A 21,605-nucleotide genomic window follows, 5' to 3' on the forward strand; every position below is an offset into this window, starting at 1 on the left:
CTGTGCGTAACCCGGCTTATGTCGCCAAGCGCCTTGCGCGGACCCGGTGCGAATTCTAGCTAGCAGCTCATGGCAGACGCTTACGACATCCTCGGCATCGGGCGCAGTGCGTCTGAAAAGGAGATCAAGAGCGCCTATCGCACGCTCGCCAAGCAGCTCCATCCCGACCGCAACAAGGACAATCCCAAGGCGGCCGAGCGTTTTTCCGACATCACCAAGGCCTATGATCTGCTGTCCGACAAGGAACAGCGCGCCCGCTACGATCGCGGCGAGATCGACCTCGAAGGCAATCCGACCAATCCCTTCGGTGGCGGCGGGTTCGGCGGCGGTGGCGCAGGGCCGCGCGGCGGCTATTCGAACCAGGATTTTCGCGGCTTCGGCGGCGAAGACGTGGATCTGGGCGATCTGTTCGAAGGCCTGTTCGGCGGCGGCCGGACCGGGCCGATGGGCGGCGGGAGCGCCAGAGGCGGCGGCTTCGGCTCGCGCAGCGCACCCCCGCGCAAGGGTGCGGACATCGCCTATCGCCTGCGCGTGCCCTTCGTCGATGCCGCAAGGCTGATCGACCAGCGGATCACCCTGTCCGACGGCAAGACGATCGATCTCAAGCTGCCCGCCGGGGTCGAGAGCGGCACCCAGATGCGGCTGCGTGGCAAGGGCGAACAGGGGCCCGGCGGCGCGGGTGACGCGCTGGTCACGGTCGAAATCGACAAGCACCCCCATTTCGAACGCGACGGCGACCGCGTTCGGCTCGAACTGCCGATCACGCTGAGCGAGGCGGTGCGCGGCGGCAAGGTCCGCGTGCCCACGGTCGACGGGCCGGTGATGCTGACGATCAAGCCGGGCACCAGCGGCGGCACCACCATGCGCCTGTCGGGCAAGGGCTTCTCGCGCAAAACCGGTGGCCGCGGCGACCAGCTGGTAACGATCCAGATCGTCCTGCCCGAGGATATCGGCCCGCTTCAGCAAGCACTCGAGGGATGGACCGACACAAGCGACCCACGCGCGGACCTGAGCACCTGAGGTGGCGATGGGCCGCCTCATTCCGCGTCTCAGACAGGCGCTTCCCGATCCTGAAAACCGGCAGATCCACTCGCTGACCCCCGAAGACCGGCGGCGTGAGGCGCAGGCCCTGCGGACCTCGCGCGGCGCGCCGGAACACAAGTATTTCCGCTCCTACGAGGTTGCGCGCCGGGTGCTGGTGGGCACGTTCAACGACGGCTTCCTCTACGCGGGCAACCTTGCCTACCTCGCGATGCTCGCGATCTTTCCCTTCTTCATCACCGGTGCGGCAATCTTCGCCGCCTTCGGCGAGAGCAGCGAGCGCGCGGCCAGCATCAACGCCCTCCTGCTCGCGATGCCGCCGGTTGTGGCCGAGGTGATCGAGCCCGTGGCGCGCAACGTGATCGACGCGCGGCAGGGCTGGCTGCTGTGGGCGGGCGGGCTGCTGGGCCTGTGGACCGTGGGCAGCCTGATCGAGACGATCCGCGACCTGCTGCGCCGGTCCTACGGCACCGAGGCGACCCAGGCCTTCTGGCGGTACCGCCTCGCATCCACCGGGATAATCATCGCGGCGGTCATCGTGCTGATGCTGTCGCTGATCGCGCAGGTGATGATCGGGACCGCGCAGCAAATCATTGCAGCCTATTTCCCGCCCCTCAGCGATGCGCTGGGCAAGCTGGCACTGGCGCGCTTCGTGCCCGGTTTCGGCCTGTTCGGTTCTTTCTACGCGCTGTTCTACGTGCTGACTCCCGGCCAGTACCGCAAGAAACGCTATCCCAAATGGCCCGGCGCGCTGGCGGTGACCTTGTGGTGGGTCGGCGTGACGGTCGCGCTGCCGCAGGTGCTGCGGAGCTTTTTCAGCTACAACCTCACCTATGGTTCGCTCGCCGGAATCATCATCACGCTGCTGTTTTTCTGGCTGGTCGGGCTCGGCGTCGTTATCGGGGCGCAATTGAACGCGGCGCTCGCAGAGACGCCAGAGGAAGAGCGGCTGGCGACGATGAGCGCGCACGAGCCGCGGATCGCGCCAGAGGCGCTGGGATACGAGAAGGAGAAACCATGACCGGTCTGATGGAAGGCAAGCGGGGGCTCATCATGGGGCTCGCCAACGATAAATCGCTCGCCTGGGGCATTGCCAAGGCCTGCGCCGCGCAGGGCGCACAGCTGGCCTTTACCTATCAGGGCGAGGCGCTGGAGAAACGGGTCCGCCCGCTGGCCGAACAGCTCGGCTCGGAGATCGTCTTTCCCTGCGATGTCAGCGACATGGACAATCTGGACGCCGCGTTCGAGACGCTCAAGAGCCACTGGGACAGCCTCGATTTCGTGGTCCACGCGATCGGCTTTTCCGACAAGAGCGAGCTGCGCGGCAAGTATGTCGACACCAGCCTCGACAATTTCCTCATGACCATGAACATCTCTGCCTATTCGCTGGTCGCGGTGGCCAAGCGTGCGGCGGCGATGATGCCCGATGGCGGCAGCATCCTGACCCTGACCTATTACGGCGCAGAAAAGGTCATCCCGCATTACAACGTGATGGGCGTCGCCAAGGCCGCGCTGGAAACCAGCGTGCAATATCTCGCCAATGACCTGGGGCCGGACAACATCCGGGTGAACGCGATCAGCGCGGGGCCGATCAAGACGCTGGCCGCCAGCGGGATCGGCGATTTCCGCTATATCCTCAAGTGGAACGAGCTCAATTCGCCGCTCCGCCGCAATGTCACGATCGACGATGTCGGCGGCTCGGGCCTCTATTTCCTGAGCGATCTGTCGTCGGGCGTCACCGGCGAGGTCCACCATGTCGACGCGGGCTACCACGTCGTCGGGATGAAGCAGGAAGACGCGCCGGACATCGCGCTCGGCTAGCTTCCCTGGGTCAGATCCCGGAGGCTAGATCCCCGGAAGGTCGCCGAAGCCCTCGATCTCACGGATACAGGCAAGCGCGACCTTCGCCTTGGCCGGGCGGGTAGGCATGAATTGCTCGGCCAGCGATTCGCGATCTTGCGCCAGTTCGCTCGCGTTCTTTTGCGCTTCGCGTGCCTGAGTCTGCGCGCGCTTGTCGAACAGCTCAAGCAGTTGCGCCATCGCCGCCTGCTGCGTCTGGTCGAGCTGGGCGGAATTGCGATAGGGGCCCAGCACGGTGTCGGTCGCCACATCGCACAGCACCGCCTGGGTATAGGGGCTGTCCGAATAGGTCAGCGCAGACGCATTGCCGATCGAGAGCGCCTGGGCAGCCTTCTTTTGCGCCGCTGGAATTTCACGACCGGCGAAGCTATCGACCTTGTAAGGCTCGATGGTCTCTTGGCCGCATGCCTGACATCCCAAGGCTGCAACCAGCAGCATGATTCGCTTGATCATTGAAACTTCCCTAAAGACGCGCGTCGCATACCCCGGACGGAAACAATTTCAAAATGAAGCGCAATGTTCTGAAATCCTGGCTTCCGTTCGAACGTAGCGGCAGCCCGGAAAGCCTCGCCTTCGTGTGCCTGCTGGTTTTGCTCGCGATCGTTTGGCTGGCGGGCGGCGCATCGCGCGCCGATGTGCTGGGCCAGATGGTTACCCGCGTGGGCACCTGGGCCGTGCTGGTGTTCTTCGTGCTCAAGGCTCGGCCGACGCAATTCAAACTAGGCATGCCGCTGATCCTGCTCGCCGCCGCAGCGCTGCTGGTCGCGGTACAGCTGATCCCACTCCCGCCGGGATTGTGGACCGCCATGCCGGGGCGCGACCTGTTCCTCGACGCCGCCGATGTCGCCGGGCTTGGCACACAGCCATGGCGGCCGATCAGCCTTTCGCCTCCAGGTACGATGAACGCCTTGATGTCGCTGGTGGTACCGGTCGCAGCGGTCGCCTTCGCTGCCTACCTGCCCGAAAAGGCGCAGTGGCGCATCGTACAGGCTGTGATTGTTATGGCTGTGCTCTCACTGCTTGTCGGGCTCGCGGAATTTTCCGGCATCAGCCTCGACCACCCGCTGATCAACGACAGCGCGGGCGAGGCAAGCGGGGTGCTCGCCAACCGCAACCATCAGGCGCTTATGCTCGCCATGGCGATTGTCGCTGTATTTTTCGTCGCGGCGCGCGGCGTTCGCCGGGGCCATTTCTCTCCCGCTTTCGCGCTGGGCGGTGGCGGGCTCTCGATCGTGCTGATGGTGCTGGTGATCCTCGCCACGGGGTCGCGCGCCGGTCTGGCACTTGGCGCGCTTGCACTGGTGGCGGGCGCCTCGGTCTTCGTCATCCCGGGCGGCAATGCGCCGAAGATTCCCCGATCCGCGCTGCTTGTGGGCGCGGCGATCCTGATCGCCCTGGTGGTTGCGAGCGTCGTGCTCGGACGGGCAGAGTCCTTCGACAGATTGGGCTCGGAATCGATCTCCGGCGATGCACGCGAAGATCTCTCTGGGGTGGTGTCGATGATGGCTGCCACCTTCGCCCCCGTGGGCAGCGGCTTCGGCACTTTCGATCCGGTCTTCCGCATCGCCGAACCCGACGCGATGCTCCAGTTCCGCTATTACAACCTTGCGCATAATGATTTCCTGCAGGTGGTGCTCGAAGGCGGCGTACTGGGCGCACTGCTGCTGGTGGTGGGGATCGGCTGGTGGGCCTATGCCAGCGTGCGCGCATGGATTGCCGGGCGCGGGCTGGCGGTGCTGGGATCTTGGATGCTGCTGCTGGTGTTCGCGGCCAGCTTCGTCGATTACCCCGCGCGCACGCCGATCATCATGGCGCTGGGCGCGATCGCGGCGGTCTGGCTGGCGGGCGGATACCCGCGCGAAGAGCGCATCGCTGGCAGCGGGAAATCCGGTTCAGGCAAGCGCAAGTCCGGCGGTGGCACCCGGCGGCGAAACACGAACCCGGCCCAATGAGCACTTTACCGGAATAGCGTTTCGGCCTATCTGCGCCGCCAGTCTGGGGGCGCGTCGGGTCTGCCCGGACTCCTTCCACTCGACCATTCACGCCAGAGGCAGATAATGCATCGATTGATATTGCTATTGTGTGTGTTGTTTTTGTCGGGGTGCGGGTCTCCGGAGCCGTTGGTATCGACGGATCGCATGACGGTGGTGGAGGCTGCGGATGGGTTGCCTATACCCAACCGCGATGATCTGGTGGCGGCGGATCGTCCTGCGCTGATTGGTCCGCTGGACACGATCCGGATCGAGGTATTCAACTATCCCGAGTTCACGCGCGATGTTCAGGTGGATGCGAGCGGGCGTATTGCGCTGCCGTTTCTGGGCACGGTCGAGGCTGGCGGCAAGACCGCGGGCGAGCTGGCGATGGATGTGGAGCGGGCGCTGGATGCGCGTTACGTGCGCGATCCGGAGGTGACGGTGAACATCGTCAACTCGGTCAGCCAGGTGGTGACCGTGTCGGGCGAGGTCGAGACCCCGGGCCTGTATCCGGTGACCAACCAGACGACGCTGCTGCGTGCGATCGCGGCGGCGCGCGGGACGAGCGAGTTTGCGCGCAAGGACGAGGTGGTGATCCTGCGCACGGTCAACGGCCGGCGGATGGCCGGGCTCTACAGCCTTGAGGCGATCGAGCGCGGGCTGTACGACGACCCCGCGATTTACGCCAACGACATCGTGGTGGTGGGCGACTCCCCCCAGCGACGTCTGTTCCGCGACTTCCTGACGGTGGCGCCGCTGCTGGCATCGCCGCTGGTCACGATTTTGCAGTAGGTTTTTCCGGGCGCGCGCAAACGTGCGCCTGCAACAAGGTTTTTGCCGAGCATGAACATCCAGGCCTCCCGGTTCGGCAGCGAGTCCGGCCCTTCCGACCAGCCCCCGCAGGGTGGCGGCAATCCGCTGGGCGTGCAGGCGGGCCAGCCGGGAGAGGGCGATGGTCCCTCGATCGTGCAGCATTACCTGCGGATCGCGCAGCGCTGGCGCTGGCTGATCCTGGGTTCGATCGCGGCATGCGTTGCGCTGGGCCTGGTCGCGACCCTGCTGATGACCCCGCAATACACCGCCACCGCGACGATCGAGATCTCGCGCGAAGGCAGCCAGGTGACCAACTTCGAAGGGGTCGAGCGCGAGGTCTCCATCTCCGACCAGGAGTTCTACCAGACCCAGTACGGCCTGCTGCGTGCGCGCACCCTGGCCGAACGGGTGGCCGGCCAGCTGGGCCTGATCGACAATCCCGAGTTCTTCGCATCCTACGGCGTGGAAGGCGGAGACGACCCCGCCTTCGCGCTCGATAACGGGCGCTACACCGCGCAGGGCCGCCAGGACCGCCAGCGGATCGCGGGCGAGATCCTGCTCGCCAATATCAGCGTTGCACCCGCGCGCCTCTCGCGGCTGGTCGACATCAGCTTTACCGGGCCCGATCCCGCGTTTGCCGCGCGGGTCTCGAACAGCTGGGCGGAAAACTTCATCCAGTCCAACCTTGAGCGCAAGGTCCAGGCGACCTCCTACGGGCGCGAGCAGCTGCAGGCGCAGCTGGCCGACTACAAGGAACGCCTCGATGAGTCCCAGCGCCAGCTGGTGACCTACGCCTCGAGCGAGGAGATCATCAACCTGCCCGCACAGCCCGGGGCCGACGGGCGCACGCAGGAACGCTCGATCGTGGCCGACGATCTGGCCGCGCTCAACGCCGCGCTGACCGAGGCGACCGCCGACCGGATCCAGGCCGAGGCGCGCGCACGCCAGGCGGGCGGCGGCTCCTCCTCCACCGAATCGCTGTCCAACCCGGCGATCAACAACCTGCGCGAGAAGCGCGCCGATCTGGCCGGCCAGTACGAGCTTTTGATGGTCCGGTTCGAGCCGGGCTATCCGCAGGCGCGCGCGCTGCAATCGCAGATCGACGAGCTCGACCGGGCGATCGCACGCGAGGAAGCGCGCGTCTCGGGCTCGCTGCAGGGCGATTACCGCGCCGCGCTGGAGCGCGAACAGACGCTGCAGGCGCGGGTCAATCGCCTCAAGGCGGACTATCTCGACCTGCGTCGCCGCTCGATCCAGTACAATATCTACCAGCAGGAGGTGGATACCAACCGCGCGCTGTATGACGGGCTGCTGCAGCGCTTCAAGGAGATCGGCGTTGCCGGCGGGGTCGGGGTCAACAATGTCTCGATCATCGATCCGGCCGATGTCCCGCAGGCCCCCTCCAGCCCCAACCTGCTGATGAACGTCCTGCTCTCGCTGATCGTGGGCGCGGGTATCGGCGCGGCGCTGGCCTTCCTGCTCGAACAGATCGACGAGGCGATCACCGATCCCACGGAGGTGCGCCGCAAGCTCGGCCTGCCGCTGTTGGGCACCATCCCCACGGTTGCCGAGGGGCGCCCGGACGAGGCGCTGCTCGATCGCAAGTCGAGCCTGGTCGATGCCTATCTCGCCGCGTTCACCAATCTGGGCTTCACCACCGAACACGGCGTGCCGCGTTCCTTCGCGGTCACCTCGACCCGGCCTGCGGAAGGCAAGTCGACCAGCTCGCTGGCGCTTGCCACCACGCTGGCGCGTGCGGGCAAGAGCGTGATCCTGGTCGATGGCGACATGCGCTCGCCCTCGGTCCACCAGCTGGGCGGGGTCGATCACGATCGCGGCCTGTCCAACTTCCTCGCCGGCGACGACGAGATCGAGACCATGACCTTCCCGATGACCCACCTGGGGTTCACCGCGATGTCGGCCGGTCCGATCCCGCCCAACGCCGCCGAACTGCTGACCGGCAACCGCCTCGATCTGCTGATGCGCCGCCTGCTGGAAATGTACGACCACGTCGTGATCGACTCGCCCCCGGTGATGGGCCTCGCCGATGCTCCGCTGATCGCGACCCATGTCGAAGGCGTGCTCTACGTGGTCGAATCCCACAATATCCGCGCAGGCCTCGTCAAGAACGCCATCGGACGCCTGAACTCCGCAAACATCCGCATCTTCGGCGCCCTCCTCACCAAGTTCGAAGCCAAGAAATCCGCCTACGGTTATTCCTACGGCTACGAATATGGATACTCCTACGGCAAAGAGGATGAGGGCAAGAGTGCCTGACGCCAAACCCGCTCGCACCGCGAAAGCGAGTGCCTCGGCCGCGGGCGGAGCTTCCGCGTCCGGTTTTTCGCTGCCGCTGGGCAAGCGGACCCGTTACGTCATTGCTGCCCTCGCAGTGCTGAGCGGCGTGGCCAGCGGGGTCTATTCGCTGGGTTCGGCGATGGCGCGACGGTCGATCGACCTCGCCTATGCGGTCGATCCGTCCAACCCAGTGATTGCGGGCCGCTTTGCCCTCTCCGAGGTGTCGAACCCGATCCAGGGTAATCGTCCGACCAATTTCCGCGAAGTCGCTGCGCGCGCGCTGGAGCAAGACCCGACTGCGGTCGACGCTGCGGTCGCGATCGGCCTTGCGAGCCAGCTCAACAACCAACCGGCGCAAACCGACGAAGCATTCGCCTATGCGTTGCGGATGTCCCGCCGCGAGACCCGCGCGCATATCTGGGCGATCGAGCAGGCGGCCATGCGGGGCGACATCCGCGGCGCGCTGGAGCACTACGATCTCGCGCTTCGGACCGAAGAGAACGCCACCGACGTGCTCTTCCCGACGCTGGCCAGTGCGGCAAGCGAGCCACTGGTGCGCAAGGAACTCATCCGCCTGTTTCGCAGCAACCCGCCATGGGGTCAGAACTTCATCAATGTTGCGGCGATGAGCGCCAGCAACCCCAAGGATATCGCGCTGCTGGTCGAAGAACTGCGGCGTGCGGGCACCAAGATTGCCTATCCCGCCGATCAGCTGCTTGCGACCAACCTGTACAACCGGGGCTTCCGCCAGGACGCCTGGGATTACTACACCAGCCGGATCAACCGCAAGCCAGGCACGATCCGGCCCTTCAGCCAGACGCGGGCCTATTCGACATCCTTCGACTGGAAGCTGGAAGAACCGACGGGCATTCTGCCCACGATCATCCGTTCGGGGGACGATTACGTCCTCGACGTGAGCAAGGTCCCATCATCATCGGGTGCGGTCGCCAGTCAGGCATTGCGGCTCGCCCCGGGCCGCTATCGCCTTGCGGGCAGCTTCGAGGCACCGCAGGGAAGCGATCGTTCCGCCTATCGCTGGGAAATCGCCTGCACGGATGGTCAGCCCTTCGCGATGGCGGACCTGGCCGAAGGACAGGGCACGCAGACCTATCGCAAGGCCTTCACCGTGCCCGGCGACTGCCCACAGCAGACGCTAACGCTCACGGCACGCCAGTCGAGCGGCTTCCAGGCACAGAACACGTCCTTCACGAGCCCCACGATCACGCGGGTCGGCGCGAACGCTAATTGACGCCGGAGAGCCCGGCGCGCAGCCGCTCGATCAGCGCAACACCTTCCGCCGTGCCTTCCTCGGGCGACCAGTCGGCAGGCTCCTTCGCCAGTTCGGGCCGGAACGGGCCCTGCTTCACTTCGAGCAGGATCGCGCCATCATCCAGCGCGACCACCGTGTGCCACGCCTCGGGCGGCAGCGTGATGCCGAAAGGCGCATCGCCATGCTCGCCGAAAATCTGGCTGGACATGACCTCTCCCGCATCGTCGAACACGAAGCAGGCAAAGGTTCCGCGCAGCGCACTCAGATGCTCCACTTTCGGATCGAGGCTATGGCGGTGCGGGCGGATATAGCTGTCGGGCGCAACCGCGTTGACCAGCATCTGCACCGGGTCGGAGTGGTCAGCGTGGATGCAATAGTGCATCCGCCGCCGGTCGGACCGGAGTGCCGCTTCGCTCAACTCGTCGAGGAAGGCAGGGGTGAGATCCGCGAGGTTAGGCATGCTGTCGCTCCGCAGTCGTCTTGTCACCAAGTTCCACGATCCACTCTTCCAGACTGGCGATCAGCGCGGCGCGGTTGAAATGGGCCTGCGCGTAGGCACGCCCGTTCCTGCCAAGCTCGGCGCGCTCTTCACGCGACATGCGCATCATTGTGCGGACATTGTCTGCCAGTGTGCGGTAGTCGCCAGCGGGTGCAGTCATCCCGGCTTCGGCCTCACGGATGACGCGCCCGCCTTCGCCGTTGAACATGCCGAGCAGCGGGCGGCCGGAGGCAAGGTAGGACTGGACCTTGCCCGGAATCGTCATCGACCAGATCGGCTCGTCACGCAGCGTCACCAGCAGCGCGTCGGCGGCGCTGAAGAAGGATGGCATGCGTTCGAGCGGGTGACGGCCCGCGAAGATCACCTTGCCCTCCAGTCCGCGCCTGGCGACCTCGGCGCGCGCATCGTCGCCCGCACGCCCCTCGCCCACGATGATCCAGCGTAAGGCAGGCTCGTCACGCAGTACGTCTGCCGCTTCAATGATCGCGGGAATATCCTGCGCCTGGCCCAGATTGCCCGCGAACATCACCTTGAAGTCGTCCGCATAGGGAGAGAGCTCGGGCGGAGGGTCGAGCCCGTCGACCGCGTTCTGAAACACGGGCTCGGGCCAGCCGGGGAAATAACGGATCGTGTCCGTGCCGCCCGCATAGCGCTCGACATTGTTGTAGAACGCGCGCGACTGGACGAGGATACGCGCGCAGCGCTTGTAGATGAAGCTGACCAGCTTGCCGACCAGCCCCAGCAGCGCGGGCGATTTGACCACCCCGATGGCGGAGAGCGTATCGGGCCACAGGTCGAGGACCCACATCAGCACCGGCGCGCGCTTGCGCCAGCCGATCCACAGCGCGGGCAGCGCTGAAGTGATCGGCGAGGTCTGGAAGACGAAGATCGCGTCGAAGCGCTGGCCGCGCAGCTTGCCTGGGCCGAAGATCGTGCCTGAAAGCGCAAAGCTGAGATAGTTGAGCATCAGCTTCAGGCTGCTGTTCCCGCGCGGGATCACCGGCACGCGGTGGACCGGGGCCCCTTCGAAGCTCGAATATTTCCCGGGGTTCTCGCGGAAGTCGGCGAAGATCTTACCGTCCGGGTAGTTCGGCAGGCCGGTCAGCACGGTAACCTCGTGGCCGCGCGCGATCAGTTCGCTGGAGAGGTCGTTGACGCGAAAGCCCTCGGGCCAGAAATACTGGCTGAGGATCAGGATTTTAAGCTTGCGGGGATCACCTGCAGAGACGTCAGCCGATCCTTCGGCCGCCGGATGGCGGATATCATGCATCGCTACCCCCTGCGCGTGTCAGGCGACGGCGGTCGGCTCTAGCAGGTAGCTGTCGCGGCGGATCGTCTTGATCAGCAGACCACGCAGCGGCGGCGAGATCGGCTCTGGCTTGCCTTCGGCATGGCCCACGACCTTGTACCCCGCTTCGGCAAACAGCTCGCGCCATTGCTCGTTGGAGCGGAAACGCACGCCGACGCCGAAAGTGTTGGCGCGCAGTGCGGGCACAACCTTGCCGATCGCGCTGCCCACTGCCGACAGCAGGCTGCTTGAGGTGATTTCGAAGATCCACCGCCCGCTCAGGTGCGGGACGAAGCTCTGGTAGATATATTCGTTCACGAACACGCGCCGGGCCTTACCGTGCCACGCCTTGAGCGCCTGGAGCTGCAAGCGCCGCGTCTCCGCCTCGTTCTTGCCGACGAGGTGGTGGAGGATCAGGTTGAAACAGACCACGTCCTCGTCGCCGGTCGGCACGGGGGCGAGCGCATCGCCCAGTTCCGCGTCGACCCCGATCTCGTGGCATTTCGCGACCGAGCGAGTGTCCATGTCGAGCACGCGGGTGCGATAGCCGTGGACGTCGGTCAAACTGCGCGCGAAGAAGCCGCAGCCGCCGCCAATATCGACGATCGCCTTGCCGCCCGAATCCGCATCGTTGAGGTTGCCGAAGTCGCGCACCTGATCCTCGACGAACTCGTCGTGGTAGAATGCCTCGATCTGGGCATCCGCCAGCTTTTTCTGCGTCACCATCTCGTTCATCGAATTTCCTCGTTCCGCAGCACGATCATCGTACGGCTACGCGGCGTTTCGTGCGCCGATATATGCCCCGCCCCTCTGCGAGTCCATGCAGGCGGGCCGGATCGACCCGCGCGTCAGTATTCCTTCCAGACCGTGCGGCGAACGTAATCGGTATAGGAATGGATGATGCGGACCACCTTGGCCGAGACATTGGGCATCGAATAATCGGCGACCAGCCGCAGATCGCGATCCTCGCCGCGCGCCTGCGACGCGATGATCGCAAGGCCCTGTTCGACCCGCTCTGCGCTGAGTCCGGTCATCATCACCGTACCCTCTTCCATCCCCTCGGGCCGCTCGTGCGCCTCGCGGATATTGAGCGCGGGGAAGTTGAGGATCGAGGATTCCTCGGTGATCGTGCCGCTGTCCGACAGCACGGCGCGCGCCGATTTCTGCAGCCGCACATAGTCGTGGAAGCCGAGCGGCTTGAGCAGGCGTACATTGGGGTGGAATTCGACCCCCGCCCGGTCGATCCGGTTCTGGGTGCGCGGATGGGTCGAGACGATCACGGGCTGGTCGTAAGTTTCAGCCGTGCGGTTGAGGATCTCGACCAGCCGCAGGAAGTTGGCATCGCTCTCGATATTCTCTTCGCGGTGCGCGCTGACCACGAAGTAGCCGTGCTCTTTCAGGTCGAGGCGGTCGAGCACGTCGGACGCGTCGATCCGGTCCATATAGGCGTGCAGCACCTCGTACATCGGGCTGCCGGTCTTGATCACGCGATCGGGCGGCAGGCCTTCGGCGAGCAGGTATTCGCGCGCAATATCGCTGTAGGTCAGGTTGATATCGGCGGTGTGGTCCACGATCCGGCGGTTGATTTCCTCCGGCACGCGCTGGTCGAAGCAGCGATTGCCCGCCTCCATGTGGAACACGGGGATCTTGGCGCGCTTGGCAGGGAGGACGGACAGGCAGCTGTTCGTGTCGCCCAGCACCAGCAGCGCTTCGGGCTGGACCTCCTTGAGCAGCTTTTCCATCCCGATCATGATGTTGCCGATCGTCGCGACCGGCGCTCCGGCGACGGCTGCGTGGAGGAAATGGTCGGGCTTGCGGATGCCCAGATCGTCGAAGAAGACCTGGCTCAGCTCATAATCGTGGTTCTGTCCGGTGTGGACCAGAATATGCTCGCACGCCTCGTCCAGCGCGATCAGCACGCGCGACAGGCGGATGATCTCGGGCCGCGTGCCGACAACCGTCATGACCTTCATCTTGCCCATAATCTCAAACCTTCTCGGCGATGGTATCGGGCCGGGCGCGATCGAAAATCTCGTTCGCCCAGAGCATGCAGATAAGCTCGTCCTCGCCGATATTGGTGATGTTGTGCGTCCAGCCCGGAATGGTCTCGACGATCCTGGCCTCGCCGCCCTTCGTCACCACCTCGTAGGTTTCGCCGGTGACGATATGGCGAAAGCCGAAATGGGCGGTGCCCTGGATGACCAGGAATTTCTCCGCCTTGGTGTGGTGATAGTGATCGCCGCGGGTCACGCCGGGGCCGGAGGTGAAGTAGGAGAACTGCCCGGCATCGGGCGTCTTGAGCATCTCCACGAAGGCCCCGCGCGGGTCTGCATGGATCGGCAGGCCGTAGCTGAACTGGTCCGGCTCCAGATAGCTCAGGTAGGTCGAATAGAGCGCACGGGTGAGCCCGGTACCCACGCGCGGAGAGACCAGCGTGTCGCGGCTGCCGGGGAAGCTGCGGATCGTATCTGCAACCTCGCCCACCGTGGTCTCGTAAACCGGCTGCACCTCCTGAACACCGCTGGTGCGCGTCGCCCCGTCGTCGAGAAGAGCAACGAATGCCGAGACCACATCGTCGACATAAACCAGCCGCAGCGGCGCGGCGGGATCGTTGACCGTGATCTCCAGCCCGTGCGCGATATTGTGGCAGAAGGTCGCAACGGCGGAATTGTAATTGGGCCGCGCCCATTTGCCGAACACGTTGGGCAGACGATAGATCAGCACCGGCGCACCGGTTGCCTCGCCATGCCGCTCCAGCGCCTGCTCGGCCCCGCGCTTGCTCTCCCCATAGGGATTGTCCGCGGCGGCCTGGATTGAGGAGGTATAGGCGATCGGCGCCCTGTTGCCTGCGGCGGCCAGCGCTTCGCACACCTCACTGGTGAAATCGCGATTGCCGGTCGCGAAGTCCGCCGGGTTTTGCGGCCGGTTCACACCTGCCAGATGGAACACGAAATCGGCGCGTTTCGCCGCGTCGGCGAGATCGGACGCATCGTGGCCGCGGCCGATCGGGATCACTTCGTGGCCGAGCTCGCCCAGCCGGATCGTGAGGTTGCGGCCGATAAAGCCCTCGGCCCCGGTCACCAGCGCAATGCTCATCCCAGCAGCTCCATCTCGGCGTCTTCGCCATTCACCAGCCGGACGATGAAGGGCAGCTTCATCAGCAGCTGCTTCATCCCTTCGACATCGAGCTGGTGGGTGTTGTGCGAGTTGTATTCCTCGCCCGTGCTCAGGCGCTTCTCGCCCTCGTCGACGAACTTTTCGTAGTTGAGGTCGCGCCCGTCGGGGGGCACGCGATAATATTCGCCCAGATCCTCGGCCACCGCACGCTCTTCGCGGCTGAGCAGCGATTCGTGCAGCTTCTCGCCATGGCGGGTGCCGATGATGCGGATCTCGTGGTCCGGCTTGCCAAGCATCTGGCGCAGCGCCTCGGCGAGGATCCCCACAGTCGCACCGGGTGCCTTCTGGACGAAGATATCGCCATTATTGCCATGCTCGAACGCGTAGAGGACCAGCTCGATCGCATCGTCGAGCGTCATCATGAAGCGGGTCATCTGATCGTCGGTGATGGTGATCGGCTTGCCATCGAGGATCTGGCGCACGAACAGCGGGATCACCGACCCGCGTGAGGCCATCACATTGCCATAGCGGGTGCCGCAGATGGTCGTGTCGAACCCTTCGAGATTGCGCGAAGAGGCGACCATGACCTTTTCCATCATCGCCTTGGAAATGCCCATCGCGTTGATCGGGTAGACGGCCTTGTCGGTCGACAGGCACACCACCCGTTCGACCCCGGCATCGATCGCGCTGCGCAGCACGTTCTCCGTGCCCATCACGTTGGTCTTGACCGCCTGCATGGGATAGAATTCGCAGCTCGGCACCTGCTTCAGCGCAGCGGCGTGGAAGACGTAGTCGACCCCGCGCATGGCTGCGGAAACGCTCGCCTCGTCTCGCACGTCGCCGAGATAGAACTTCAGCCGGTCGCTGGCATAGGCCTTGCGCATATCGTCCTGCTTCTTCTCGTCGCGCGAGAAGATGCGGATTTCCTTGATGTCGGAATCGAGAAACCGGCGCAGCGTGGCATTGCCGAAAGAGCCGGTCCCACCCGTGATCAGCAGGGTCTTGTCGGTAAACATGTCTCGCGTGTCCCCTCGGCTTACGCTTGTCCGCGCGCCGCCATGGCGTCACGGATGAGTTGTTCCTTGGCATCGGGCTGCGGATAGCTGATCAGCACCGCGCGCAGCTTGCCCTTGAAGACGAACAGGCTGCCCGCAGCGAGGCCGATGATGCCCATTTCGCGGATCGCCTCGGCAATATCGTCGAGCGAGCCCGCGCCGCCCAGAATGGTGATCGGCACGTCGACCTTCTCGCGCAGCTGCTTGGCCAGCGTCAGGTCGTAACCGGTCATTTTGCCGTCATTGTCGACCGAGTTGAGAACGATCTCGCCCGCGCCCTGAGCCTCGGCTTCGATCGCGAATTCCACGGGATCGCGCTTGGCGTTGCGGGTAGCGTTGTGGGTGACCATTTCGTAGCCGCCGCGCAGCCGCCGCTTCTTGTAGTCGATTACGGTGACCACGCTCTGGCGGCCGACCTCGTTGGCCATTTCGCCGATCAGTGCCGGGCGCTCTGCCGCTGCGGCGCTGACCGCAACCTTTTCCACTCCCAGGCTAACGATCCGCTTGGCCTGCGCCGCAGTCTTCACCCCGCCGCCATAGCACAGCGGCATGCGGCATTCGGCGGCGAGATGCGCGATCATCTGGAAATCGGGCTCCGCGCCGGTCACGCTGGCGTCGATATCGACCACGATCAGCTCGTCGCTTTCCTTCTCGTTGAAGATCTTCACCGCATTGATCGGGTCGCCGACATATTTCGGATTGCCGAAGCCGACCGTCTTCACGAGGCCGCCTTCGTGCACCAGCAGGCAGGGGATGATCCGGGGACGCAGCATCTGGTCTTACAGCTCCGCAAAGCTCTTCAGCACGGCGGCGCCGAAATGGTGGCTCTTTTCCGGGTGGAACTGCACGCCCCACACATTGTCGCGATGGATCGCGCAGGCGAAGTCGAACCCGTAATGCGCGGTCGCCGCGACATCGGACTGCTCCGCCGGCTCGACGTAATAGGAATGGAGGAAGTAGAAGCGCGGATCTTCGTCCAGCGCATCGAACAGCACGCGCCCGCTGCCCGGCGTCACGTCGTTCCAGCCCATGTGCGGCAGCGGCAGGCCTTCCATATCGTTGCGTTTGGCAAAGGCGCGGGTCCGCCCGGGCACCCAGCCGAGCCCTTCGCGCGTGCCCTCGTCGCTGCCATCGAGGAGGATCTGCATGCCGACGCAGATGCCCACCACGGGCACTTTCTTGTGCGTCACCATCTCGTCGAGCGTTTCACGCATGCCCGAGCCATCGAGCAGGTCCATCGCATAGTCGAACGCGCCCACGCCGGGGAGCACGATCCGCTCCGCCGTTGCCAGCTCCGCCGCCGTCTGAACCGCCCGCGCCGGAATGTTCAGGCGCTTGTACATGTTCAGGAAGGCGGCGATATTGCCGAGGCCGTAGTCGACGATCGTGATCAACGCATCACCGAACGTTGCAGGCCAAGCTTGCGCATCACCGTGGTGCCCAGATCGATCAACGCAGTGTTGTTCTTGTAGTCGAAGTGGGTCTTGTTCGGCCCGTCGTGCAGCGCCTGCAGCTCTTCGACCGTAAGGCCCAGCTTGGTCGCGATATATTCGAAGTCTTCGGCGATCTGCTCGGGCGTGTAGGCGGGGATCGCAATCTTTTCGAGCGCCTCCTCGCGGCTCATCTGCTCGGTCAGGATAAGCGAGGAGAAGTGCGCGCGGCGCTTGTCGTAACCGAACTTGCTCGGCAGCCAGTAGCCTTCGTAGAACCGCGTGAAGCGCGATTCATAGTGCTTGTGGGCATAGCGCTGCCAGCCGTAGATCCCGACCAGCTCCTCGATCGCCTGTTCCTTGTGGTAAGGCATATAGTTCAAGGGCTTCACCACCTGCACACCGTGGACGTAGCGGTAGTAGATCTTGAACTTGAAGATCCCTGCGAGGGGGAAGGTCTTGAGCGGACGCGTGCCGAAGCGTTTGTGGATGTCCTTCAGCTGGCGCAGGTCCGACGCGTGGTAGTGCCACTCAAGCGGCTCGCGCACGCATTCGGTCGAGTAGTTCGCGCCGGTCAGGATGTACTTAACCTTGTTCTTGGCCGCGAAGTTGTAGAGCCCGGCGAAGAAGGCGTGGTCCTGCGGGGTGTCGAGATGCGGCACCTGCGCCTTGAAGAAGGCCAGCTGGAGGTCGCGCATCTCGGGCCAGTTGACGACCTCGGTATAGAGGTCGAGGTCGAGCCCATCGACCAGCTTTTCGATATTGTTGACCGCCTGCTGCGAGTTCCAGCCGGCATCCACGTGGTAAAGCAGCGGGCGCAGGCCGAACTTTTCCTTCGCGTGGTGGACGACGTAGCTGGAATCGACCCCGCCGGAGAGGCCGATCAGGCAGTCGTGATCCTTGCCCTCGCCGTCGCGCTTGATCTTCTCGATCTGCGCCATGATCTCGCGCTCGCCACGCTCGTCGGTGTGCCAGTTGGGCAGAATGTTACTGTAATAATTGTTACAGTATTCGCACACACCATTCTCATCGAACACGATCTTCGAATCGCTCGTGTCCATGATGCAGTTTGTGCATATCTGGTAGGGCCGCGCGTGGGCGGAGATCTCGGACATGTTCGGGAAACCTCAAGGGATGTTCGGCGGGCTGATAGCGGACATGCCGCGGCTTACCAACCCCCGAAAGTCCGCGCGTGCGGCGGTGGTGCACCACCGCATCACCAGTGCGCCTTGGGCTCTCGCGGATCGACTCGGCGGATCGATTTTTTCTTCATCGCCAATGCCTTCTTCTCGACGAAGAACCACGAGAATGCTGCCGCACCGACTGTCGCCAGGATTACCGCGATCAGCGACCAGCCGGTTCCGATAAAGCCCAACTCGACTGCCGCGTTCACGAACAGCATGTGGTAGATATAGATACCGTAGGAGAGATCATTGCGATTGAGCAGACTGTCCGACAGGGTCGGGCGCGAATAGGCCGCCTTCACGATCACGAAGACCACCCCCACGAAGGCGATCGGGCCGATGTCATTGCCCCTGAAGGGCAGACCCAGCAGCCACGAAAGCCCTATCGTTCCCCCGAAAATCGCCAGCACTTTCCACCAGGAGAGGGCGATCAGCCGGTCGAGAATGTCGTGCCGGGTAGAAAGCCACGCGCCGCCGATGAACATGTAGATCCACGGCAGGCAGGTGACCATCAGCAGCTTGGCGGTGCTGGCATCGGGCGGCAGGGCTCCGAGCAGAACATTGAACCCGATCGAGGTCGCCAGCCCCAGCACCCAGAAGATCGGCCAGCGCAGCACCAGCAGTGCAATGATCGGCGTGGCAATATAGAACTGGATCTCGACCGAGATGGTCCACAGGCTGCCGTTGAGCACGCCGACCCCGAAATCGCGCAGGAATTCAGGGTTATAGAACTGGCCGATGGTCGACTGGGCAAAGACCCAGATGGCAAATCCAGGTGACGCGATCTCGTCCATAGTCAGCGCGCCGAGCGCGATCGCAAGTACGATGCCGACGATCAGGCACAGGATCAGACCCGGGAACAGCCGGTAGATCCGGTTCATCGAGAAGGTCGCGACTGTACCGCTATTGCGGTACGACTGGAAGATCAGCAGGCCGCTGACGAAAAAGAAGATCGGTACGCCGGGCAGAATGCTGATCCGGTCGAGCCACTTCTCGCCCAGCTCCAGATGCAGCAGCATGTGCTTCAACGCCACTTCGGATGCGGCGAACAGACGGATCAGGTCGAAATTATTAGGGGTCAGCTTGCGCCGGGCGGCAGGCGGCGCGCCCCCGCTATCCGCGACGCCCTGCGCGGCCGCCGTTGCTGGCGTTGCCAAACTCATTGCTTCCCCGCCCCCCGATTGTGGCGCAGGGTCTCTTCGATCAGCTTGTTCCAGTCAAGCATCTCGTCCGCGGTCCGGCGCGCGCCTTCGGCCATCTTGGCCAACGCGGCGCGATCGTCGAGCAGGCCGCGCAGCAGTCGTTCGATCTGGGGCGCGGTCTCTTCCTCGTGGTCGAGCACGATGAGATTGCCATTGCGGTTGAGATAGCTCGCATCGGACGGGACCATGAATTCGGAACGGTCGCCCACGATCACGGGCAGTCCCATCCCGATCGATTGCTGCCAAAGGATCGACTGGCTGGCGGGGAACACCGCGATGTCCGCCGCGTCGAGATGGCGGTACACGCCCGGCTTGTCCTGCCAGCCGCGGAAATGGATCTGCGGATTGCCTTGAGCCATCTGTTCGAGCCCGGCGAAATACTCCGCTTCGTTGGGGCCTGCCGCACCCGCCACCAGCAGGTGCACGTCGGCACGATCCAGCGCATTGACCGCCTCGACCAGCGTTTCGGTCCGTTTGAAGGGGGTCAGCTTGCCACCGGTGAAGATGACGAAGTCGCTCTCCGCGATGCCCAGTTCGCGCCGGATTGCCCTGCCCGCCCCCGAAGCGTGAACCTGCGCGCCATATTCCAGGTCCGTCCCCAGCGGCAGCAGGCTCATCTCTTCGCGCGGGACGCCATAGACCTCGTTCAGGAAGTCGAACCCGGCGGGGACGATGGGATAGATCATCGAGAGATGCGGGCGCGCCTTGTCGAGGAAGCGCTTGCGCAGCACCCCGTGGAGGATCTTCAGCGAGACCCAGTTCTTGCCGCTGTTCGAATAATCCGCGTGATAGTCCATGATCATCTTGGTCTGCGGATGCTTTTTCACATAGGCGATGCATTCCGGCAGGTTGAGCATGATGTCGTGAACGAAGATGAGGTCGGGCTCGAATTCCTCCAGCAACCGATCGATCTTCGGGTAGGCGCGCATGCGGTTGAGGATGTTGTAGCGATACGGCAGCTTGACGATCCGCGCACCGTTGACCTGGTAGTCACGGCGCGGCCCGGCGACCTTCTTGTCCGTGTAATAGTCGAACACGTTCTCGTAGAGCGAGCAGACCACGATCACCTCGTGACCGTGCCGACGGTAATAATCGACGAGATGATTTTCCTGATATTCGAGTTCTTCGTTGAAGAAATCGCACAGCATGAAGATCCTCATCAGAGCCACCCACCCCTGCCTGGTTTGTAGAAGGCGAAAATCAGCAGCCAGGCGGCGAGCCCGAAGGATACCAGCACGGTGCTGAGGTGCGCGTTGCTCAGCGCGAAGCCCACCGGCACCGCGATCAGCAGCACGAAGAGGCGATCCCATCCGGCAACGCACAGGTCGTAGACCCGCAGGAAGGCCGCCATGATCACGCCAATCACCAGCAGGCCGACAAGCCCACCTGCGGCGAGCCCCTCGCCCGAATAGGGGTTTGCGTTGGCATTCAGGTTGGTCCCGGCGCCGTAATAGTGGTCCCCCACGATCTGGCCGAGAGCGGGCCACGACGGGTCGTTGGCGAAGGCCGACGGTGCGGGAAGAATCAGCGATAGCCCGGTAATATTGCTCCACCAGGTATAGCCGTAGGTGGAGAACAGGTCGTAATACTGCACCAAGGTCAGCGCGGGGATCGCGATCCCCCGGGTGAAGAACACCGATTGAAGCGCAAAGCCAACCTCCGTGCTCCGCAAAACGATGCAGACCAGTGTGAGGAACGCGAGGAACAGGATGGGGACGGTGAACAGCTTCGCCACGTTCTGGGCGTAGCGCAGCGCGTAGTACATCGCGATCATCAACACCGGCAGCGCAAGCGCAGCTTTCTGCGCGTCGACCATATAGGCGATGAGGCAACCCAAACATCCGATCCCGACCACCACCACGTTTCGCCGCAGGAGCCCGATCGCGACCAGCGCGGGGCAGATCAGGTTGATGTAATAGGACCGGATATAGCCGATGATGCTGGTCGAACGATCGACGGCGAAACGCTGGTCGTACACTTCAGTAAGGCTAGCGAAGCGCATGATCTCGCCAAAGATGTAGATGATCAGCAAAGTGACCAGCGCCCACACTCCGATCAGCAGCAGGGTGACCTCCGGCCCGGGCACGAATGTCTCCCCCTCGGGCGGTGCCGGGCCGTTGCGCGACACCAGACCGGTAATGACGTGAACCAGTGTCAATACGGCCAGCATCGGCGCGTACGCCTGCAGGCTGTCGATCCGCAGGCACAGCGCAATGGTGACACCGGGCACGAACACCGTCACGTGGAGGAACAACAGGATCATCGACGAGGGCCGTTCGATCCGGCTCGGCATGGCCACCGATCCGATCGAAATCAGCAGGATCATGATCGCGATCGTGCCAAGACCGGGGGCAGCGTAGCTGAAGCCCACATAATCCCACTGCGGCTGAAGAATCGTGATGTGCGCCTGGTGGATGGCCCATGCGAAGATGAGCGAGCAGATCACGACTGCCGCGCTCGAATCCAGCGATTCCAGCACGACCTGGCTGGTGCGTGCGGCCGGTGACCGGTGTGCGGCGGTTGGCTGGGCGCGATCTAGCATGATGGTGTTCCGGTATATCGCGTCACGCGGTGA

At 64.0% G+C, this 21,605-nt stretch carries 20 protein-coding genes; 7 read left to right on the top strand and 13 right to left on the bottom strand.

The window, feature by feature from the left end; all coding sequences use genetic code 11:
* The first annotated feature begins 69 nt into the window (after nucleotides 1-69).
* From KYN89_RS06135 to fabI, 3 genes are read left to right on the top strand one after another with little or no spacing between them, the layout of a single operon-like run.
* Entirely contained in the window at nucleotides 70-1,020 is a 951-nt protein-coding gene (locus tag KYN89_RS06135; protein ID WP_222824286.1) for a DnaJ C-terminal domain-containing protein, read from the top strand.
* A 7-nt stretch (nucleotides 1,021-1,027) separates the two neighbouring features.
* The gene (locus KYN89_RS06140; protein ID WP_010235605.1) at nucleotides 1,028-2,062 is read left to right on the top strand and encodes a YihY/virulence factor BrkB family protein; all 1,035 of its coding nucleotides are present in this window, start codon (nucleotides 1,028-1,030) and stop codon (nucleotides 2,060-2,062) included.
* Complete coding sequence (gene fabI / locus KYN89_RS06145; protein WP_222824287.1) at nucleotides 2,059-2,862, top strand: enoyl-ACP reductase FabI; 804 nt, start codon at nucleotides 2,059-2,061, stop codon at nucleotides 2,860-2,862. The genes KYN89_RS06140 and fabI overlap by 4 nt, the downstream gene beginning before the upstream one ends.
* Before the next feature lie 24 nt (nucleotides 2,863-2,886).
* Here the strand turns inward: fabI and KYN89_RS06150 are convergent, their stop codons facing one another.
* Nucleotides 2,887-3,354 carry a hypothetical protein gene (locus KYN89_RS06150; protein ID WP_222824288.1) on the bottom strand — a complete coding sequence of 156 codons (468 nt, stop codon included), beginning with the start codon at nucleotides 3,352-3,354 and terminating at the stop codon, nucleotides 2,887-2,889.
* Nucleotides 3,355-3,407: 53 nt separating this feature from the next.
* On the opposite strand from KYN89_RS06150, the gene KYN89_RS06155 reads away from it, so the two are divergent.
* The 4 genes from KYN89_RS06155 (at nucleotide 3,408) to KYN89_RS06170 (ending at nucleotide 9,234) form a co-directional block, all read left to right on the top strand.
* On the top strand, nucleotides 3,408-4,853 hold the full coding sequence (locus tag KYN89_RS06155) for an O-antigen ligase family protein (protein WP_222824289.1): 1,446 nt from the start codon (nucleotides 3,408-3,410) through the stop codon (nucleotides 4,851-4,853).
* 186 nt (nucleotides 4,854-5,039) lie between these two features.
* Nucleotides 5,040-5,666: a polysaccharide biosynthesis/export family protein gene (locus KYN89_RS06160; RefSeq protein WP_248285050.1), complete on the top strand. Its 627-nt coding sequence runs from the start codon at nucleotides 5,040-5,042 to the stop codon at nucleotides 5,664-5,666.
* Nucleotides 5,667-5,717: 51 nt separating this feature from the next.
* Nucleotides 5,718-7,964: a GumC family protein gene (locus tag KYN89_RS06165; protein ID WP_222824290.1), complete on the top strand. Its 2,247-nt coding sequence runs from the start codon at nucleotides 5,718-5,720 to the stop codon at nucleotides 7,962-7,964.
* Complete coding sequence (locus KYN89_RS06170) at nucleotides 7,957-9,234, top strand: tetratricopeptide repeat protein (RefSeq protein ID WP_222824291.1); 1,278 nt, start codon at nucleotides 7,957-7,959, stop codon at nucleotides 9,232-9,234. The genes KYN89_RS06165 and KYN89_RS06170 overlap by 8 nt, the downstream gene beginning before the upstream one ends.
* On the opposite strand, the gene KYN89_RS06175 is transcribed toward KYN89_RS06170, so the two are convergent.
* The 12 genes from KYN89_RS06175 to KYN89_RS06230 form a co-directional block, all read right to left on the bottom strand.
* Nucleotides 9,227-9,715 (bottom strand): WbuC family cupin fold metalloprotein, encoded by a 489-nt coding sequence (locus KYN89_RS06175; RefSeq protein WP_222824292.1) that lies wholly within the window; start codon nucleotides 9,713-9,715, stop codon nucleotides 9,227-9,229. The two genes, KYN89_RS06170 and KYN89_RS06175, sit on opposite strands and share 8 nt — an antisense overlap.
* A complete protein-coding gene (locus KYN89_RS06180) occupies nucleotides 9,708-11,024 on the bottom strand; it encodes a glycosyltransferase family 4 protein (RefSeq protein WP_222824293.1) in 1,317 nt (438 codons plus the stop codon). The genes KYN89_RS06175 and KYN89_RS06180 overlap by 8 nt, the downstream gene beginning before the upstream one ends.
* 18 nt (nucleotides 11,025-11,042) lie before the next feature.
* On the bottom strand, nucleotides 11,043-11,777 hold the full coding sequence (locus tag KYN89_RS06185) for a class I SAM-dependent methyltransferase (protein ID WP_222824294.1): 735 nt from the start codon (nucleotides 11,775-11,777) through the stop codon (nucleotides 11,043-11,045).
* Nucleotides 11,778-11,890: 113 nt separating this feature from the next.
* Nucleotides 11,891-13,024, bottom strand: coding sequence for a non-hydrolyzing UDP-N-acetylglucosamine 2-epimerase (wecB, locus tag KYN89_RS06190; protein WP_222824295.1), 1,134 nt, complete (start codon nucleotides 13,022-13,024; stop codon nucleotides 11,891-11,893).
* 4 nt (nucleotides 13,025-13,028) lie between these two features.
* Complete coding sequence (gene wbjC / locus KYN89_RS06195; RefSeq protein ID WP_222824296.1) at nucleotides 13,029-14,138, bottom strand: UDP-2-acetamido-2,6-beta-L-arabino-hexul-4-ose reductase; 1,110 nt, start codon at nucleotides 14,136-14,138, stop codon at nucleotides 13,029-13,031.
* On the bottom strand, nucleotides 14,135-15,175 hold the full coding sequence (locus KYN89_RS06200) for a polysaccharide biosynthesis protein (RefSeq protein WP_222824297.1): 1,041 nt from the start codon (nucleotides 15,173-15,175) through the stop codon (nucleotides 14,135-14,137). The genes wbjC and KYN89_RS06200 overlap by 4 nt, the downstream gene beginning before the upstream one ends.
* Nucleotides 15,176-15,195: 20 nt before the next feature.
* Nucleotides 15,196-15,987, bottom strand: coding sequence for an AglZ/HisF2 family acetamidino modification protein (locus KYN89_RS06205; RefSeq protein WP_010232980.1), 792 nt, complete (start codon nucleotides 15,985-15,987; stop codon nucleotides 15,196-15,198).
* 6 nt (nucleotides 15,988-15,993) lie between these two features.
* Nucleotides 15,994-16,608 carry an imidazole glycerol phosphate synthase subunit HisH gene (gene hisH, locus KYN89_RS06210; RefSeq protein ID WP_222824298.1) on the bottom strand — a complete coding sequence of 205 codons (615 nt, stop codon included), beginning with the start codon at nucleotides 16,606-16,608 and terminating at the stop codon, nucleotides 15,994-15,996.
* Nucleotides 16,605-17,759: an N-acetyl sugar amidotransferase gene (locus KYN89_RS06215; RefSeq protein WP_222824299.1), complete on the bottom strand. Its 1,155-nt coding sequence runs from the start codon at nucleotides 17,757-17,759 to the stop codon at nucleotides 16,605-16,607. Before KYN89_RS06215 ends, hisH begins: the two co-directional genes overlap by 4 nt.
* Nucleotides 17,760-17,860: 101 nt before the next feature.
* Nucleotides 17,861-18,991, bottom strand: coding sequence for an acyltransferase family protein (locus KYN89_RS06220; protein ID WP_222824300.1), 1,131 nt, complete (start codon nucleotides 18,989-18,991; stop codon nucleotides 17,861-17,863).
* The gene (locus KYN89_RS06225) at nucleotides 18,988-20,190 is read right to left on the bottom strand and encodes a glycosyltransferase family 4 protein (RefSeq protein WP_222824301.1); all 1,203 of its coding nucleotides are present in this window, start codon (nucleotides 20,188-20,190) and stop codon (nucleotides 18,988-18,990) included. Before KYN89_RS06225 ends, KYN89_RS06220 begins: the two co-directional genes overlap by 4 nt.
* On the bottom strand, nucleotides 20,190-21,572 hold the full coding sequence (locus KYN89_RS06230) for a hypothetical protein (protein ID WP_222824302.1): 1,383 nt from the start codon (nucleotides 21,570-21,572) through the stop codon (nucleotides 20,190-20,192). Before KYN89_RS06230 ends, KYN89_RS06225 begins: the two co-directional genes overlap by 1 nt.
* Nucleotides 21,573-21,605: the final 33 nt, after the last annotated feature.

Source organism: Alteriqipengyuania abyssalis (genome assembly GCF_019857185.1).
Taxonomy (GTDB): Bacteria; Pseudomonadota; Alphaproteobacteria; order Sphingomonadales; family Sphingomonadaceae; genus Alteriqipengyuania; species Alteriqipengyuania abyssalis.